The organism is Taibaiella lutea (assembly GCF_008629695.1).
GTDB lineage: Bacteria > Bacteroidota > Bacteroidia > Chitinophagales > Chitinophagaceae > Taibaiella > Taibaiella lutea.
Genome location: NZ_VWSH01000004.1, coordinates 21,688 through 39,950, shown reverse-complemented (window position 1 = coordinate 39,950; position 18,263 = coordinate 21,688). Strand labels below are relative to the sequence as shown.

The 18,263-nt window shown below is 37.9% G+C and carries 15 protein-coding genes; 6 read left to right on the top strand and 9 right to left on the bottom strand.

Features of this window, described 5'->3' with window-relative positions:
- Positions 1-17: 17 nt before the first annotated feature.
- Positions 18-530, bottom strand: a complete 513-nt coding sequence (locus tag F0919_RS15100) for a hypothetical protein (RefSeq protein WP_150033628.1) — start codon at positions 528-530, stop codon at positions 18-20.
- Positions 531-605: 75 nt separating this feature from the next.
- Positions 606-1,166, bottom strand: a complete 561-nt coding sequence (gene pth / locus F0919_RS15095) for an aminoacyl-tRNA hydrolase (protein ID WP_150033627.1) — start codon at positions 1,164-1,166, stop codon at positions 606-608.
- 169 nt (positions 1,167-1,335) lie between these two features.
- Between pth and F0919_RS15090 the strand changes: the two genes are divergently transcribed.
- The 4 genes from F0919_RS15090 to F0919_RS15075 all read left to right on the top strand — a co-directional run bounded on the left by F0919_RS15090 (position 1,336) and on the right by F0919_RS15075 (position 7,291).
- Positions 1,336-2,949, top strand: coding sequence for a peptide MFS transporter (locus F0919_RS15090; RefSeq protein WP_150033626.1), 1,614 nt, complete (start codon positions 1,336-1,338; stop codon positions 2,947-2,949).
- A 108-nt stretch (positions 2,950-3,057) separates the two neighbouring features.
- The gene (locus tag F0919_RS15085; protein ID WP_150033625.1) at positions 3,058-4,509 is read left to right on the top strand and encodes a peptide MFS transporter; all 1,452 of its coding nucleotides are present in this window, start codon (positions 3,058-3,060) and stop codon (positions 4,507-4,509) included.
- A gap of 81 nt (positions 4,510-4,590) precedes the next feature.
- Positions 4,591-6,150 (top strand): peptide MFS transporter, encoded by a 1,560-nt coding sequence (locus F0919_RS15080; RefSeq protein ID WP_150033624.1) that lies wholly within the window; start codon positions 4,591-4,593, stop codon positions 6,148-6,150.
- A gap of 193 nt (positions 6,151-6,343) precedes the next feature.
- Positions 6,344-7,291: a DMT family transporter gene (locus tag F0919_RS15075; RefSeq protein ID WP_150033623.1), complete on the top strand. Its 948-nt coding sequence runs from the start codon at positions 6,344-6,346 to the stop codon at positions 7,289-7,291.
- Positions 7,292-7,425: 134 nt separating this feature from the next.
- On the opposite strand, the gene F0919_RS15070 is transcribed toward F0919_RS15075, so the two are convergent.
- Positions 7,426-9,672, bottom strand: a complete 2,247-nt coding sequence (locus tag F0919_RS15070; protein ID WP_190277405.1) for a zinc-dependent metalloprotease — start codon at positions 9,670-9,672, stop codon at positions 7,426-7,428.
- Between the two features lie 563 nt (positions 9,673-10,235).
- Here F0919_RS15070 and F0919_RS15065 point away from each other — a divergent pair.
- Positions 10,236-10,532 carry a YciI family protein gene (locus F0919_RS15065; RefSeq protein ID WP_150033621.1) on the top strand — a complete coding sequence of 99 codons (297 nt, stop codon included), beginning with the start codon at positions 10,236-10,238 and terminating at the stop codon, positions 10,530-10,532.
- 64 nt (positions 10,533-10,596) lie between these two features.
- Here the strand turns inward: F0919_RS15065 and F0919_RS15060 are convergent, their stop codons facing one another.
- Positions 10,597-11,100 (bottom strand): DinB family protein, encoded by a 504-nt coding sequence (locus tag F0919_RS15060; RefSeq protein ID WP_150033620.1) that lies wholly within the window; start codon positions 11,098-11,100, stop codon positions 10,597-10,599.
- A gap of 181 nt (positions 11,101-11,281) precedes the next feature.
- Positions 11,282-12,136, bottom strand: coding sequence for a beta/alpha barrel domain-containing protein (locus F0919_RS15055; RefSeq protein ID WP_150033619.1), 855 nt, complete (start codon positions 12,134-12,136; stop codon positions 11,282-11,284).
- Positions 12,137-12,230: 94 nt separating this feature from the next.
- Between F0919_RS15055 and F0919_RS15050 the strand changes: the two genes are divergently transcribed.
- The gene (locus tag F0919_RS15050) at positions 12,231-12,548 is read left to right on the top strand and encodes a heavy metal-binding domain-containing protein (RefSeq protein WP_150033618.1); all 318 of its coding nucleotides are present in this window, start codon (positions 12,231-12,233) and stop codon (positions 12,546-12,548) included.
- A gap of 86 nt (positions 12,549-12,634) precedes the next feature.
- Here F0919_RS15050 and F0919_RS15045 read toward each other — a convergent pair whose 3' ends face one another.
- From F0919_RS15045 to F0919_RS15030, 4 genes are all read right to left on the bottom strand, one after another.
- Positions 12,635-14,095: a tail fiber domain-containing protein gene (locus tag F0919_RS15045; protein ID WP_150033617.1), complete on the bottom strand. Its 1,461-nt coding sequence runs from the start codon at positions 14,093-14,095 to the stop codon at positions 12,635-12,637.
- Between the two features lie 361 nt (positions 14,096-14,456).
- Complete coding sequence (locus F0919_RS15040) at positions 14,457-15,737, bottom strand: tail fiber domain-containing protein (RefSeq protein ID WP_150033616.1); 1,281 nt, start codon at positions 15,735-15,737, stop codon at positions 14,457-14,459.
- Between the two features lie 328 nt (positions 15,738-16,065).
- Complete coding sequence (dapB, locus tag F0919_RS15035) at positions 16,066-16,782, bottom strand: 4-hydroxy-tetrahydrodipicolinate reductase (RefSeq protein WP_150033615.1); 717 nt, start codon at positions 16,780-16,782, stop codon at positions 16,066-16,068.
- 30 nt (positions 16,783-16,812) lie between these two features.
- A complete protein-coding gene (locus F0919_RS15030; RefSeq protein WP_150033614.1) occupies positions 16,813-18,258 on the bottom strand; it encodes a hypothetical protein in 1,446 nt (481 codons plus the stop codon).
- Positions 18,259-18,263: the final 5 nt, after the last annotated feature.

Below are 18,263 nucleotides of genomic sequence, written 5' to 3'. Positions count from 1 at the left end.
CATTTGCAATTTGGTAATTATTTAAAAGGCTTTAAGGTAAATGCATCAACAAAGGCATTCTTTAATCTATTTTTAGCAATGAAGGCAAACACACACACGGATATTGGTCCTAATATTAATGCACAGAAACCAAATATTCTCAGTTCATAAGAGAAGTTAATAAAGCTTGAAATTATCAAAGCAATACCAAATAAAGGATTGAAAAAAAAAGAAAACGAAAAAAATAAACTTGGCCTGAGGGTAAAATTAACTTGTGTATGATTAAATTCACTTTGTGATAAACATCCTTCAATAGTAACAGTTGAACTTTCATATTTATCTGTGTCAAAACCCCTGTAAAAATAAGGAGAGCGGTTTACTCTTACTCTGAAATTAGAAGCATCAACAAATTCAACGCAAAGATTAGGATTAACTTTCCACCCTCTTCTTTCCTCTGATAATTGCTCCATACCATATTTCAATTCCTCTACAGATTGCGAAGAATAATAAACATATTCTTCAGACGATATTTGTTTTGGTAATAATTTCAATTGTATAGCTCTTAAGTTTATAGTTAATTTACAAGACCTGTTAAGTAGATTCTACTTTTAAAAGGTCTTCCATTCTTACTTATTAAAATTATTCATTGTCCGCTCAATTCCAATCGTAGCAAAGCTTTCAATAACATCAATCGATTTCAAAATCTTATCCTTCACGTATGGCAATTCGTCCGGCGTCCATCTGCCCAGCACAAATTCAACCTGCTTACCTCTTGGAAAATCATTGCCTATGCCAAAACGTAAACGCGGATAAGCATTGGTTCCCAGCACTTCCTGAATATTGCGTAAACCATTATGACCGGCATGTGAGCCTGCACCACGCAAGCGTAATGTTTCAATGGGCAACGCCATTTCGTCCACAATCACCAATGTATTTTCAATGCCGATTTTTTCTTTATCCATCCAGTATTTCAAAGCTTTGCCGCTAAGGTTCATATAAGTGGTAGGCTTTATTACCACAAATATTTTTCCTTTCCATTTCACTTCGGCCACTGCTGCCAGACGTTCCACTTTAAAACTCCCACCGTGTTTAATTACAAAAGCATCGGCTACATCAAAGCCTATGTTATGACGTGTTGCATCGTACTCTGCACCTATATTTCCTAAACCGACTATTAAAAATTTCATGTGGCAAAAATATAGTTTGAAGATTGAAATATTGCATTTTATAAAGAATTCCTGCCTGTAATTCGATGGGGGATTTTCAGGGTGAATTGCGGTAACAGGTAATTAACAATGCAATACATTCATATATTTGTTTACGTCAAATAATTTCAGAAAACGAAAAATATAGCAAATGCCGAATCATTTACAAGCAGAAACAAAGAATAAACATCCCCGTGGTTTATACATTTTATTCTTCACAGAGCTTTGGGAACGTTTTGGCTATTACCTTATGCTGGGTATCTTTTCCTTGTATATGATTGATACGGTTCAGAATGGCGGCATGGGATTTTCACCTGAAAAGAAATCTGACATATACGGTACTTACCTCGGTCTTGTTTATCTCACGCCTTTCATCGGAGGTTTGCTGGCCGACAGGGTTTTAGGTTACAGAAAATCAATTATTATCGGCGGCCTTCTGATGGCTTGCGGATATATCGGGCTTTCCATGCCGGGTACACAGTTCTTTTATATTTCTTTATTGCTGATCATTTTAGGCAATGGATTTTTCAAGCCTAACATCTCCACTTTAGTTGGCAACTTATATAATGATGACCGTTTCAGGGCCAATAAAGATTCCGGTTACAATATCTTTTATATGGGCATCAATATCGGAGCTTTTGTCTGCAATTTCGTAGCAGCCTATATGCGCAATAATTTAGGCTGGGGCTGGGCTTTCGGAGCAGCAGGTGTAGGAATGATTATCGGTGTCCTGACATTTATAAGCGGAAGCAAGCATCTTGTGGCTGCTGATATAAAGAAGCCTGCACAAAAAGAAGATATGTCTTTGGCTAAGATATTCGGGCTTGTGCTTTTACCCATGGTAGTTTTCGGTGTTCTGGGATTTTTATTGCCGACCCATTTTTTAGGCCATACTATTTTCGGTACACCAAGCAATGATGCTTTTTTGTTTGGTTGTATTCCGGTCATTATTTTCTATACTTCCCTATGGTCACGTGCTGCTCCCGAAGATAAGAATGGTATTGGTGCTTTGCTGGCTGTATTCTTTTGCGTAATTATATTCTGGGCTGTATTTCATCAGAATGGTGATGCCTTGACTATCTGGGCTAAAGATTACACCAACAGGGAAATGCCTGCCGCTTTAGGCAATGCCGCAGATAAAATAGGAATGGCACAACATGCAACCTATAATCCTGACCAGATTGCAGGCACCTATTATTCTAACCTTCCTGCAGCACAAAGGCCTGAACCCGGAAAATCGTTGTTATTATATTCCACAGAATTATATCAAAGTATCAATCCTTTTTGGGTGGTTGTTTTAACACCTGTTGTAGTGGGTATCTGGGGTATGCTGCGCCGCAGGAAAAAGGAACCGAGCACTCCGGCAAAGATTGCAATAGGATTATTTGTAACCGGTCTGTCAGCATTGGTGATGGTAGCAGCAGTTTCCGCAACTCAGATAGGAGATGAAAAAGCAAGCAGCTGGTGGCTGATAATGAGTTATTGTGTCATCAGTTTTGGCGAACTCTGTCTTTCGCCAATGGGTTTATCGCTGGTATCAAAATTAAGCCCGCCAAGACTTACTTCTTTATTGATGGGTGGCTGGTTCCTCAGCACTTCTGTTGGCAATAAGCTTTCGGGAATGCTTTCGGGATTATGGGAAGGGTTCGACAACAAAGCGCATTTTTTCCTGATGAACTTCGGTCTTTGTGTAGGCGCCACTTTGCTGTTGTTGATGCTCATTAAATGGTTGAACAAGGTCATGCTGGAGAAGGGATTAAAGTAGCGGGTGAAAATTGGGGGTAATTTTTTCCACAGCAAGCGCGTCTATTAAATAATTGCCTATCTTGGCAACGAATTTTTATTTATTTTAGAAAAAATACAAATACGTAGCATGTCGCAAACAATTACAGCAAATGATTTAAACGGCCAGAAAAAAGGACACCCTTCCGGGCTATACCTGTTGTTCTTCACTGAAATGTGGGAGCGATTCAGTTATTACGGAATGCGGGCTATCCTGATTTTGTATTTAACAAAAGCATATATCGAAGGTGGTCTTGCTATTGACACTTCTCAGGCCAGTTTGCTGTATGGTTATTTTACAGGTCTTGTTTATTTCACACCATTAATCGGTGGTTGGTTAGCTGATAAATTTATAGGTCAGCGAAATGCGATTACAATCGGTGGTATTGTAATGATGTTGGGGCAATTCACATTATTTGCCATCAACACACATACCGGAATGTATTTAGGTTTATTCCTTCTGATTATTGGTAACGGATTTTTTAAACCAAATATTTCCACACTTGTGGGCGGCTTATATCCTCAGGGAGATAGCAGAAGAGATTCAGCATTTTCTATTTTCTACATGGGTATTAACCTGGGTGCATTAATTGCTCCGTTAATCATTGGTTTACTTACTGATAATATCTTTTCTACAAAAGATGCAGCGGGCAACATTGTAAGCTATGGTTACAAATATGGTTTCCTTGCAGCAGGCATTGGTATGTTAATCGGACAGATTTTATTCAATTCACTCGCAAAAAAACATTTGGGCAGTTTAGGTTTAAGGCCGGGACATCCATCTTTAGAAACCATTAAAGATACTGCAGCTTTAGATGAAACAAACCCATCGTTAGTTGAAGGGACCATTTTGCCAGAAGCAAATAAAGAGGTTGTTGATCCTAAAGCAGAAAAACAAAGAATCAGCGTAATATTTATTTTCTTCTGTTTTGCCGTATTCTTCTGGGCCGGTTTTGAGCAGGCAGGTTCTTCTATCTCATTGTATACTGATAAATTCATCGACCGTCATTTCTTTGGTTACGAAATCCCTACTTCCTTCTTCCAGTCTATTAATCCAATCTTTATTGTTGCATTGGCTCCAATCTTTGCAGCATTCTGGAGCTCTAAATGGGGAAAAAAACTTTCTACTCCGTTAAAAATGGGTCTTGGAATGGTTATCCTTGGTGTAGGTTTCTGGTTTATGTTAGGTGCAGTTGCAGAACGTAAAGCGCATGGTGATATCGCTGATATTGCAAACAAAGCTGGTTTGATGTGGTTGGTAATGACTTATTTTATTCATACCATTGGTGAGCTTTGCCTTTCTCCTGTTGGACTTTCGGTTGTAACAAAATTATCACCACCAAGACTGGCTTCTGTATTAATGGCAGTTTGGCTCTTAGCTTCGTCTGTAGCAAATTTTATTGGAGGCTTCCTTGCTGCAACAGTTGAAAAACTGGGTGCCGGCGAAGTATTCACTTATATTTCAGGTTTCGTAATTGTTTGCGGCCTTCTGCTTATTTTATTGAATAAAGTAATTGTGAGGATGATGCATGGTGTGCGTTAATATATACTGATTGCAAAGCCTCTCAAGCTTTTGAGAGGCTTTTTTTATTTTAATAATTTTATTTTTAGAAAGGTTAATTATATGGAACAACAACTAACGCTCGACGAAATTCAAAATTTTAAAGGCAAGTACCCTAAACAGCTTTGGTATTTGTTCTTCAGTGAAATGTGGGAACGCTTCTGTTTTTATGGTATGCGTGGCATGCTCACTTATTTCATGGTTACGCATTTGATGATGGCAGATGATGTTGCCAATCTTCAATATGGAGCAACACAGGCTTTTGTATATGCCTTTACATTTATTGGCGGCTTGTTTGCCGATAAAATCCTTGGTTTCAGAAAATCACTTTTCTGGGGCGGGATTCTGATGATTGTCGGAAGCGCGATATTATCATTCGATCCCGAAAAATTCTTCTTCTTAGGTATTAGTTTCACTATTATAGGAACAGGCTTTTTCAAGCCGAATATCTCCACAATGGTTGGTTCATTATATAAAAAGAATGATGAACGCAGAGATGCAGGCTTTTCCCTTTTCTATTCCGGCATCAACATCGGAGCGTTGATTGGAGGTTACGCTTGTATTGCCATCGGTAAAAACTATTCATGGCACCTTGCTTTTGGTTTGGCTGGTATCGTAATGACTATCAGTTTGCTTACATTCATCTTCACTCAAAAAAGCCTTGGCCCTATTGGTCTTTCTCCATTTAAGAATGATAGCAGGGAAAAAGAACTGGAAGAAACTTCAGGCTTCGAAACCATTAAACCTGAAGTAGCAAGCATACAGACAGCTAAACCATCCAATGGCAAGAAATGGTATGAATATGCAGTTTACATTGGATCGCTGGCTATTATTCCTGTAATAATGACTATGGTTGCCAAAACAGAATATACAGACTGGTTTATGTATATCATCGGACCATGCACGTTAATTTATCTTTTCTATGAAATGAGTAAATATTCTGTTTCCGAGCGTAAGAAACTGATGGCAGCTTTGGTGTTTATCATATTCTCTATTCTTTTCTGGGCATTCTTTGAACAAAGCGGAGGCTCTTTAAGTTTATTTGCTGCGAAAAATCTTGACGACAAATTATTAGGTGTATTTACTTTAGACCCTAACGGTGTAAACAACGCAGCCAATTCCTTATTCGTAATCATCTTCGCACCAATTGTCGGCTTGATATGGCTTGGCATGGCTAAAAAGAAAATCGAACCGAATACAGTAGTAAAGTTCGGTTTAGGTTTTATTTTCCTTGCAGGTGCGTTTTATACTTTCTTTGCAACCAAATTCTTTGCTACTGCGGGTATTGCAAGCCTTGATGTGTTTACCGTAGCCTATCTGGTAATTACATTCGGGGAACTATGTTTATCACCAATAGGACTTTCTATCATGACCAAATTATCGCCTAAACCATTGCAGGGTGTTATGATGGGTATGTGGTTTTTGGCAAGTGCTTACGGACAATATGTAGCAGGCATTCTTGGCGCAGGATTATCAAAAGGCGGAGAAAATGACAGTCTTGCTCAAAAGCTGATTACATATACTGACGGCTATAAACAACTGGCATTATATGCATTGATTGCAGGAATCGTCCTTATTATCATATCTCCATTGGTTAAGAAATTAATGCAGGAAGTAAAATAAAAACAACCATAATCCGGTATTATCAAACAGCCATTCCTCATTTCAAAGGAATGGCTGTTTATTTTTAATAATATTCTCCTTAAAGAAATTCTGTGCACCCGCTGCTATTCTGTATAACAGCTATTCCATAAACTGCATAAAGAAGCATGTCAAAGCAAAAAATAAATAAAAATCTTGTATTATTTTCGCACACATGTTTCCAATTCCCAAAACCAAAAGCTTCCTCATTACAGGCGTAATTGTCAGTATGCTGATATGGGGCATGAGCTGGCCAAGCGCAAAAGTACTGTCACATTACGGCAAACCACTTGAAATTGCATTTCTGCGTTTCATTTTCACGTTCACTTCTTTGCTGATATTGTTTCTGATAATGAGAGTCAGGCTGTCAATCAATAAAAAAGCCTTTCCTTCCCTTTTGTTCGCAGCTGCTTTAATTGCATTGTACAGCATACTTTTTTTCACCGGCATACTCAAAGGCATGCCCGGTGCAGGAGGCGTATTAGTAACCACTATGACACCTATCGTTTCCTATCTTTTGGTGTTGATTATAAAAAAGAGGAAACCGGATACCAAGGAAGCTATAGGACTGGCAGTAGGTTTGCTGGCCGGTTGCATATTACTGAGTGTATGGAACCATATTACACTTATTTTTCAGTCAGGAAATTTATTTTTTATTTGTTCAACTTTAGTTTGGGCTACACTGAGCAGGGTTACAGCCCAATCAAGCCGCTATGGTTCGCCATTGGCCTTTAGCTTATGGATGTATCTGTGCTGCATTGTAATGCTTTCATTTTTAGTCGATTTCCATGCTATCGGGCATATAATTATGGCAGGAGATATAAAGTTCTGGCTCAACATGTTCTTCAACGCTGTCGTAAATACAGGTCTTGCTACTACATTCTTCTTTTATGCCACTACAAAAATGGGAGCGGAAAAAACAAGCACTTTTATTTATATCGTACCCTTTGCCGCTGCTTTATCATCGTTTATAGCCATCAGCGAAATGATACGATGGAACACAATGGTTGGCGGTATGTTAGGTATATTGGCTGTATGGGTGATTAACAAAAGAAGCAGACGGCAATTGGCAATGGCAAATAATGCAAGGAAATTTCCGGAACTACGTGAAGAAAATTCCTGATCAACCCGGGTTAAATTCACGCATATATTTGGAGTTGCGCCAAATGAGCATATGCAATGCTGAAAGAAAATAAAAGAGGATTTGGGTTAAAACCCAAATCCTCTTTTATTATTAAGCGTAAAGAATAACAGTAATTATTTTTTCACAAAATAGCCATTAAAGCCTTGTCCGTTATTTAACAGACGAATGCAATAAACACCTGCGCTCAATTGGGAAATATCAATAGAAAGACGGTTGCCGTTTTTATTTGCATTCACGTTCATAACTCTGCCAAGATTATCAACGATGGTAATGATCGATTCATTTGCTTTAAGGTTTTCCGGTACCTGAACATTTAACACTGAATATGCCGGATTAGGATAAATTGACAATACACCCGTTTCTTTTACGTTGCCTATCGCAGTTTCGCCATCTTTGAAGCCCATGCTGCCACCAAAAATACCGGAGTTGGTTATAAACTCTGCGTAATTATAGTTACCAACTGTTCCTTTTTTCCATTTGGTCGCACTTGCAGAACCTGTAGTATTGGTATAAAAATTCACATCATTTGATGTTGCTGTTGCCGGACTTCCGGCTGCAGCCTGATTATTGAATGTCACGACTTTTAATGTGGTTTCCGTAGCATTGGCATAAGTACCTTTTACATCCAGCACATCCTGATTGGTATAAGGAAAACGAACGCCTACCGCAGCGTCAGGTTGTGTTACTGAAGAAGGCAATGTTACGCTCCATGTTCTGTTAAACTCTGTCCAGCTTCCTGTTCCGTAAGGCGCTGTAGTTGCTCTTCCTGTATTGCTGCCATAACCTTGTGTTGTCATTTTCACTACCATACCCGTTACGTCCACATCACCGATACTCTGTCCGTTGGCATCCAGCATTAACAGTAATTCATCATCAGTCTCATCAGCAGTATTATTATCATAGTAGAAATAAGTCCAGTCACCATCATTACATTGACGGTTTGCAATTCTTTCTGTATTCGCAACGGTTAATGTAGTAGTAGGTTTGAAGGACGAAAGGCAAGATTTGGATGCAATTCTGCTTCTGATTCTATTGCCCGGTAATGGTCCGAAACCGAATGCAAATCCGATACCTACAGAATTATCCAGGTGGCAATAACTCATAATAGTTCCTTCATTAGGGCCGGGGTGAGGGCCGGGAGAACAACTACCTTCTACAGGATAACAATCATCTATTGCACCGCCGGGCCAGGTACAGCTTTGCGTATGCGGAGAACCGATGTTATGACCCATTTCATGCGTGGAGGCTTCTACGTCCCAGGAATAAACGGGGACTTGTTCAATATCGTTTATAATGTTGTTATCAACCATACTATACGGTCCGACCCAAATAGTATCTCCGGATTGCTGATCAATTTGTTTGAAAGGCGCCTGACATAATACATCGATCCAGGCAAGGCCACCTAAAGGAGCCCAGCCGTTTTGCCTGTAGCCCGTTACCATCTGAGCAATGTCGCCGTCAAAGTTTGTCAGTGTTTCTGCGGCAAATTTTACCAATACTTCATCAGAGCCACCAAAAGTATATCCGTCTGGTGCTGTATGGACAACGATTTCAGACAATACGGCATTAATACCTTCATTATTGTATAATATCGCATCCATATTGAAGAGCAAGGTTAAATAAGCTGTTGAATTAGCCAGATTACTGCCGTTTCTCTGATACAATTTATAATCGCCATGCATAGATACCCTTAGTTTATGGCAGCTGTTAAAGGCATTTTTACCGGCGGCGTCACCTTCATCATTCACTTTAATGCTATTTGCAGATTCATCAACACCGCATTTGAATCCTTTACCATTTACTATATCTCTTTCACGAAATAAAATATATTCATCATTATCAGCTCCCGGATTATGGTAATTTAAGACAAGGTTGTAATTACCATCATCAACAGTGCTGAATACGGCGGCAACACTATTATTCTGAAAGGTGAAACCGGCAAGGGAATTTGCAGCACCTTCTACAATGCCCCTGTAAAATTGGCCCATTGGCACATTCACAGCTTTTTTAATTCCATCTGCACCTCTTTCATATACTTTAAATCCTTCATCAAGGATATTATAATTATTAAGCGTCAATTGTTTTGTTCCGCCATCATTTGAAGGTAAAGCAATAGAAATCAACGCATTTTTATCATCCATTATTTTTTGCAGTACTTGTTTGTTTAGTTTAAGGTAAACAACATTCTTAATTTCTTTATTTATGGCCGCATCGGAAAAACTGCTTTTTTCAAATAGGGAATAAGATGTGATGTTGTGCAGCTGCTTCTCATTAGCAATATTGATGCCTATCACACTCTTATGCTGTGCATTACTAACAGATGGCGTAATAAATGCCATAGCAATCAAGCATGAAGTCATGCTCCAAAAGGTCGTTTTTCTCATTTACTGATTAATAATTAGAATTTTATAATTTTTGCGATGTGCAATTTATTCAATTTTACTGATATTTAAATTATGCTTGAGAAATAAATATTTAAATCGGAAGAATATTTCAATGTAATCTAAAGAGACATTTATTCCATATCGTTAAACTTAAGCTCTCAAAGCTTTGCTATCCGGCATCTCTGTTTTCATTCTACCTTAATAGTATATAGATGCAATTTTATGGAACGTCAATTCAATTCATTAAACATTTTTTTCAATCATAGCATCAAATTTGTTACTATAATTAACTTATTTAGCAATTTAATTAACTAATTTGGTAATTTTATTAACTTATTTGGTAATTTAATTAATTAATTTGACGATTAAATTTACATTTAAATTAAATAAATTCACTTTCATGATAATAATAGTATCAAAATAGGTTCATATCTGTCAAATCAATACAATTCAATGGCAATGTCATTAACTTAGCCACAAATTCCAAACACAATTGTCCGGAGCAGGAAATTTCGCACTTAAATTTATCAATATCAGCAATGAACAAACAATATTTCTTTTTAAAACTGAATCCGCCAAGGCCAACTTTCGGCACTGACATGACATTTGATGAAAGGCTTATTATGGAAGAGCATATTGCTTATTGGCTGCCTTATGTAAATGATGGCACAATAATTGTTCAGGGGCCTGTTTTTGATCCAAATGGTATTTATGGCATTGCAGTGGCTGCGGTTGACAGTAAAGAATATCTGGATCATTTAATTGCCAATGACCCGGCAAATGGTATGAGCAATTATGAAATTTATCAGATGAGCGCAGCTTTAAAACAGGGGTAAGGGATATTAAAAAAATAAACGCCTTTGAATGTCAAAGGCGTTTATTTTTTATTCAGCAGAAAAATTATCTCATGCTTTCTTCGTACGTTGGTCCGTACAGACCAGGTACTTTATTTCCGGTAGAGCGCAGGTAAACAATCATTTCTCCACGATGATGATATAAGTGGTTCATCAAAAAGCCTCTTGCAACTATGGCGCGCGGCATTACCGGAAAAACAGGTTCATCGCTGCCCATTGTCATTTTCCATTCGTTCATCATGTTTTCATCTTTTGCAGCTTCAAGGCTTTCCTGTGCTTTCTTTACATTTTCTTCAAATTTTGCAACAATGTTGGAAGCTTTGCTGATATCTCCTTTATCATACTTATAAGTAGCCATATCAAACACATCCTGATGTAAAGTGACATCATACCAGTTATATATTTCAGCAATATGGCTTGCCAACTGTCCTGTTGTCCAACTGGTTTCACTTGGTTTCCAATCTAAAGCATCGTCAGGTATTGCATTCAATAATTTACGCGTGTTTTCTGCTTCATGCAGGAATTCACCAAGAAGGGATTGTACGATCATGTCTTTAGTTTTTGAAGTTGATTAAATGGAGTTACTTATTCAAATATAACCAAATTTCCCAAGGCGGTACAAACCTGATTTTATCATACTATTAATTATCTGTCAGCGATGGATTGGAATCAAATATCATACCTCCGGTTAAGTCCTATAAGGTTTTTAAAACCTTGCAGGATTGTCTTATTTAAATAAAAACTTCATTTGCCATTATCATTGATTTTGCAAATTCATCTCTGTTCAGGTTGAGGTCAATATTATTTTTCATTGCCCATTGCAAAACATTTTCCGTGGCGATATTTCCTACCAAATCATCTTCGGCCATCGGGCAACCGCCGATGCCTTTTATAGAGCTGTCATACCGGCGGCAACCATTTTTATATGCTGCATCCAGTTTCTCTTCCCATGCATCCGGAGTTGAATGAAAATGCGCACCGATAGCTACACCCGGAAATTCGGGAACCAGATGTTTATAAATATATTCGATAGTATCGGGTTTTGCAACACCGACTGTATCGGACATTGCAATGATTTCAATACCCATTTCATTTAGTTTTTTAAACCAATGGATGGCAATTTCCGTACTGTACGCATCACCATAAGGATTACCGAAACCCATCGAAATGTATATCACTAATTTTTTATTGTGCGCTATACAAAGCTGCTGGATTTCCTCTACTTGCTTTAATGATTCCAAAATGGTTTTATTGGTATTGCGCAGTTGAAATGTTTCCGAAATAGAGAAAGGAAAACCAAGGTAGCTGATTTCGTCGTACTGTACTGCATCCTGTGCGCCACGTGTGTTTGCAATGATCGCCAATAATTTGGTTTGAGTATTGCTCATATCCAGTTTGCGGACTACCTCATGTGTATCGGCTAATTGCGGAATAGCTTTTGAACTGACGAAAGAACCGAAATCCAATACATCGAAACCAACTTTCAGCAACTGATTCAGATAAGCTATTTTCTTTTCTGTAGGTATAAAGTGCTCCCAGCCCTGCATCGCATCACGCGGGCATTCTACTGTTGTGAATCCTGACATAATCTTGCAATTATCTATGATAATTTATTTTTTAAAGAATGATTTGTTTGTCAAAGTTAATCGATATTTTTACTAATAAAATCTTGAATGTGTTATGATTATTTCCACTACAAATAATATAGAAGGTCAGCCTGTTAAAGAATATAAGGGTATTGTTTTTGGCGAGACCATTATTGGCGCTAATATCTTTAAAGATATACTTGCAGGTATTCGTGACATTATAGGCGGAAGAAGCGGCGCCTACGAAAGGGTGATGATGGAAGCACGTGAAACATCGCTGAGAGAGATGAGGGAACGTGCCGAGCAGGCAGGCGCCAATGCAATTGTCGGTGTAAAAGTTGATTATGAAACATTGGGAGCCGGAAACGGCATGATGATGGTGGTTACTTCCGGCACTGCAGTGGTAATTTAATCAGGAGGTTTTGCCAGAAAATAAATACAAAAATAAAAGCCGCTCAATGTTTTTGTTGAGCGGCTTTTTACTTTTATTAAAAACAATTATTTACCTGTTACCACCATTCTTTTGGAATCTACAATTTTTCCATCTGCCACTATTGAATAAATATACATCCCTGCTTCCAGCTGATCGGATGTGATAGTAATAGAAGAAGCTCCGCGTTTGCTGATCGGCAACGTTTTAATTTGCCTGCCCGATAAATCGTAAACGGTCATATATGCATTACCAATCTGATTTGGCAAATTAAAGCTGATAACTGTTTCAGTAGAAAAAGGATTAGGCACATTCTGATCCATAGATGCACCTGTAACAGATAAAGAATTACCTATTCCTGTAGCGCTTCCCTGGCCTTTTTGCATGTCATTTATTTGTTGCTGCAAACCCTCTATTATTTTTTGCTGTTCCTGAACTGCTTTTACCAAAGGAACTACAAATTCGGCGTAAGCAAGACTGTAATTATCATTTTCATTCTCAGGAACGTGTACACCATTAAAATCATAATTAGCTTCTTTTGCTGCACTTTCCACTTCCTGGGCAATAAATCCACTTTGGCGTACATTGGTAGAAGCGGTGAAATCCTGGTTCAAATGCTCTTTGCGAACATCTTCAGGCATATTCTTTGTCCAGAATTCTGTAAATTTTCTGGTGTCGAAATTATATACCACCGGCCTTAGTTTTTTGATGAATTCCAACCCTTTTACATCTTCTTCCTTTACGTTTGTTTTAAAACGTCCATCCGAAGGCCATGAATAAGCAACCTGCCCTTCAATTACCGTTACAGAAGCATTACCTATTCTTACTTTGTTGCTTGCGTTTACCAAAGATGTATAGCCTATAGCGGTTGCGTTTGATAAATTACCTGCCCCCACATCAGACCAGGTTCCCAGACTGCTGTTACCGGCTCCGGTAGTATTAGAACCAAGAGCCCCTGTACCACAACCTGTATTTTCGGAACCTGATGTATTTTTAAACAGGGCCCTAAACCCAAATGCGGCGTTATGATTTCCGTTTGCGGCAACAAGTGCTTCCCAACCAAAGGCACTATTCCGGTTAGCAACAGTATTAGCATAAAGTGCTTTGGCGCCAGTTGCTGTATTGTAAGTCCCTACTGTATTGGAATACATTGCATTGGCACCATTTGCCACATTACTGGAACCAGTGGTATTTTTAAAAAGAACATTAGAGCCGTTGGCTGCGTTGTTATTTCCAGTAGAACTATTATGAAGCGCATGATTGCCTATTGCAACATTATCATTACCTGAAGTATTAGTAAGTGTCCGACTACCTACAGCTGTGTTTCCTGTAGTTGTAAAACCTGAGGATATTGCTGCTACTCCTATTGCACAGTTATTAGTTCCCCCTATAGGAAAATCATTATCAGAGTAAGATGTATTGTTTTGAGCATTTAAATGATTAGAAAATGTCATAGCAACAACCAGGCCTGCGGCAAGTTGTAAGTTCTTAGTCTTTAAGACTTTCGTAAATGTTGTTTGTGCTTTCATTATTACTATATTTAATCAGTTACGCATACTCTATAAGATTTTCTGCATCCTCTTTGAATATCAAATGTAATAACTCACATTGTTTATAATAATAGAGAATTTGAGTACGTCTTATTATATCTTGATAACGCAACATTTTTACATGAAAATATATAGTGTCTTTTGATAACGTAGCATATTTCTTGATAACGCAAGAATTAAATAACCTTACATCAAGCATAATATTCATCAATAATTAATAAAACAAAGATTGAAGGGAAGAGGTGATATTTGCTTTGAATAAAAGTAGATTACAATATAAACCCAAAGTAAAAGCCGCTCAACAAATTAGTTGAGCGGCTTTTACTTTTACAAAAAATAATTATTTACCTGTCACCACCATTCTCTTGGAATCTACAATTTTTCCATCTGCCACTATTGAATAAATATACATGCCTGCTTCCAACTGATCGGATGTAATAGTAATAGAAGAAGCTCCGCGTTTACTGATTGGCAATGTTTTAATTTGTTTACCCGATAAATCGTAAACGGTCATGTATGCATTACCAATCTGATTTGGCAAATTAAAGCTGATAACTGTTTCAGTAGAAAAAGGATTAGGCACATTCTGATCCATAGATGCGCCTGTAACAGATAAAGCATTGCCTATTCCTGTAGCGCTTCCCAAACCTTTTTGCATGTCATTTATTTGCTGCTGCAATTTATCAATCATTTGTTTTTGATCTTCAATCATCTTTTGTTGTTCCTGCATACCTTTTACCAAAGGAATTACAAACTGGCTATATGCTATACTGTAGTTATCATTTTCGCTTTCAGGCACATGCAAGCCATTGAAATTATAGTGAACTTCTTTAGCTGCCTGCTCTACTTCCTGCGCAATAAATCCACTTTGGCGGATATTAGTGGAAGCTGTAAAATCCTGATTTATATATTTATTGCGAATGGTATCAGGCATATTCCTGGTCCAGAATTCTGTCAGCTTTTTTGTATCAAAATTATAAACAACAGGTCTTAACTTCTTGATAAATTCCAATCCTTTTACATCTTCTTCTTTAACATTGGTCTTAAAACGGCCATCTGAAGGAGTAAACGGCACTGCTCCTTCAATTAGGGTTATATTGGCATCTCCGATCCTAATTTTATTACTTGCATTTACAATTGTTCCGTTGCCGATTGCCGTTGCATTAAATAAAGTATCGAAACCTACATCTGCTAAATAGCCAATAGCAGTATTATTGGAACCTGTATGATTGTTATAAAGAGCACCATAACCCATAGCAGTATTATTGGCACCGGTTGTAGTTAAATACGATGACCTGAACCCCATTGACGTATTATTACCAACCTTATTACCATATAACGCCTGATAACCGAAGGCCGAGTTGTAATTACCTCCGACATTTCCATTAAGTGAGTAAAAACCTCCCGCAGTATTGCAAATGCCAGTTGTATTGGATAGAAGTGAATACAACCCGAAGGCGCAATTACTACTACCGCTAACAGGAATGGTATTGGCGTTGTAAGAAGTGTTTTGAGCATTTAAATTATTAGAAAATGCCGCTGTTGCTACAACTCCCAGTATTAGCTGTAGGTTTTTAGTCTTTCCAAAGACATTGGGTAAAGCTGTTTTAATTGATTTCATGTTTATACGTTTTAAAAGTTAAATAATATTATAAAAATATTAGTAAATTTAATTCTGTAAATAAAAAACCTTGTGTACGTAACATTTTTCTTGATAACGTTATTACAAATGTTTTTACGCCCTGAATACGTAGGCATATCTTTTGATAACGTTATGCTTTGTAAACGGCCTGCTGATAAAGTGTAGAATAGAAAAAATCCATCAAAATGTAATTGACGGACAAATATTCGATGAAAATCTGAAGAGCTTTAAAATATCAGGAAATCTGAGATTAAGCGGGCAAGAAATTTAATTAATTAATACCAGGCCGATGTTTATTGGTAAGATATTATTTCATCAAAACATCGCTCATAGTAAATATTCCTTTACGATGCTGAACAAATTCGGCAGCTAAAACAGCGCCTAAAGCAAATCCGTCACGGGAATGAGCGGTGTGTTTAATTTCAATGTCATCAATTGCTGAAACATATTTTACCACATGTGTTCCGGGAACATTAGGTTCACGAAAAGCAGTAATAGATATCTCATCGTCCGACTTCGGCTGACCTTCTATCCAATGTTTTTTGCGTTTCAGGTTTTCAAGAATCTGCTCTGCTATGGTTATTGCCGTCCCGCTTGGCGAATCCTTCTTTTCAGTATGGTGAACTTCTTCCATCTTAACATCATATTCCTGCCAGTCATTCATAATGGAAGCCAGTTGCTTATTGATTTCAAAGAAGATATTGACCCCTACACTAAAATTGGATGCCTGTAAAAATGCGCTTCCGACTTCCAGGCACTTCTCTTTTGCTATATGTAATTTATTATTCCAACCGGTACTGCCGCAAACAACAGGAACGCCCCACTCCATCGATTTCACTACATTATTTAATGCTGATTCAGGTGAAGTAAATTCAATGGCTACATCGGCATTTGACAGATTTTCCTTATTAAAATCCTGCAGGTTTTCACGTTTGATTTTCAGCACAATTTCATGCCCTCTCTCAATTGCAGTTTTTTCAATGGCTTTACCCATTTTGCCGTAACCAATCAATGCTATTTTCATATACTGTTTCGTTTGCTGTTAATGTTTGTTTTACTCTTCTTCCGGCCTTTTAAACAAAACCATTTCCACATCTCCTCTCTTTTCACGTTTCAAAATCTGCAGGTGTTCAAAATAATAAGGCACTGCTTTATTCATTGCATTGGCGACGTTGCAATACCAGATGTACTTACCTGAATCCACTTCAAAATCTTTGTAGCCTGCCGTATCATTTGTCATTTGTGTTCTGTAATCGGAAGCTGTCATGTTTCCAGTAGTGGCAACTTCTTCTTTTTTAATGCCGTTCTTCAACATGAAATCCTTAAAATCCTTTTGCAAGGGAAAGAAATTCAAATAAGCCAAACGGCCTTCCCAACCTTGCGAAACGCGCTGCGGATAGTTCCAGAAATGGCCGCTTAGCTGAACCAGAACAAGTAAAGTAATCCAGGTATTTTTCCTGTTTATTTTCGAATGGAATAATAAATATGCAGTGAAAATTACGATGGAAGTATTGAGCGGCAATAAATAACGATGCGCCAGCAAACCCTGATATAACGCCAACGGAAAAGCCGTTATCCAAAATAAAGCAAGTATTAAAACCAATAATGCAACAGCTATATTCTTCTGCCGGGATTGTTGAAAGACAATTTTATTTTTCCACCAAAGAAAACAAACAACAACAAAAGCCGATACCGTGGCCAGGTTTCCAAGATCAACAATCCTCCAGCCTAATATTAAAACATTCAATACCATTCGCTGTGGCGCTACAAACTCAAAGCCCGCTGCCCAGGGCGAATCTTTCGGTGCGCCTACCCAGCCTTTTACCAGATAATGATAGGAAAAATAAGCAATCGCAATTATGGCTCCGGGAAGAAATGGAAGTACTTTTGAGAAGGCATAACTAATCCATTGTTTTATTCCTTTTACGGAAGGGGTATAACCAAAACCAAGTGCAAACAGATATAGCGTAAAAGCAGCCATCATAGCCCGGTTGCTGATTAAACCCAATGCTATTACACCAATTATAAGCTGAAGCTTATTTTGCTTCAGTATTCCGTTAAAAGTAAAAAGAAAGAATCCTGCAAGCCAGATATCAGGAGAAACCAACGTACATTGTGTCAGTAAAATACTCTGCGTTAAGATTAATAAGGACAAAGCAAATGATGCCTTTTTATTCTCAGAGAATAATAAATCGCCCGTACGAACCGCCTGCCATACAATTAATACAATGAACGGCAGCATGAAAGTATGGCTTTGAAAAAGGCCTCGCCCGAATATTTTCCAGCCTGAAGCAATCAAAAAACCAAAAGTAGGCGGATGCCCGCTATCACAACTATTGGGTAAAAGAGGATATTGAAAATTGGTGCTGAAATACCAATTGGGGTGATCGCCTGCAAACTGCACGGTGTCCCAGAATAATGCATTGTGGGAAGAGATGCAGTAAAGAATAAAATAAGGAATAAAGAAAAGTAAAAACTTCTGGGTGCTATTAAGCCTCATATAGA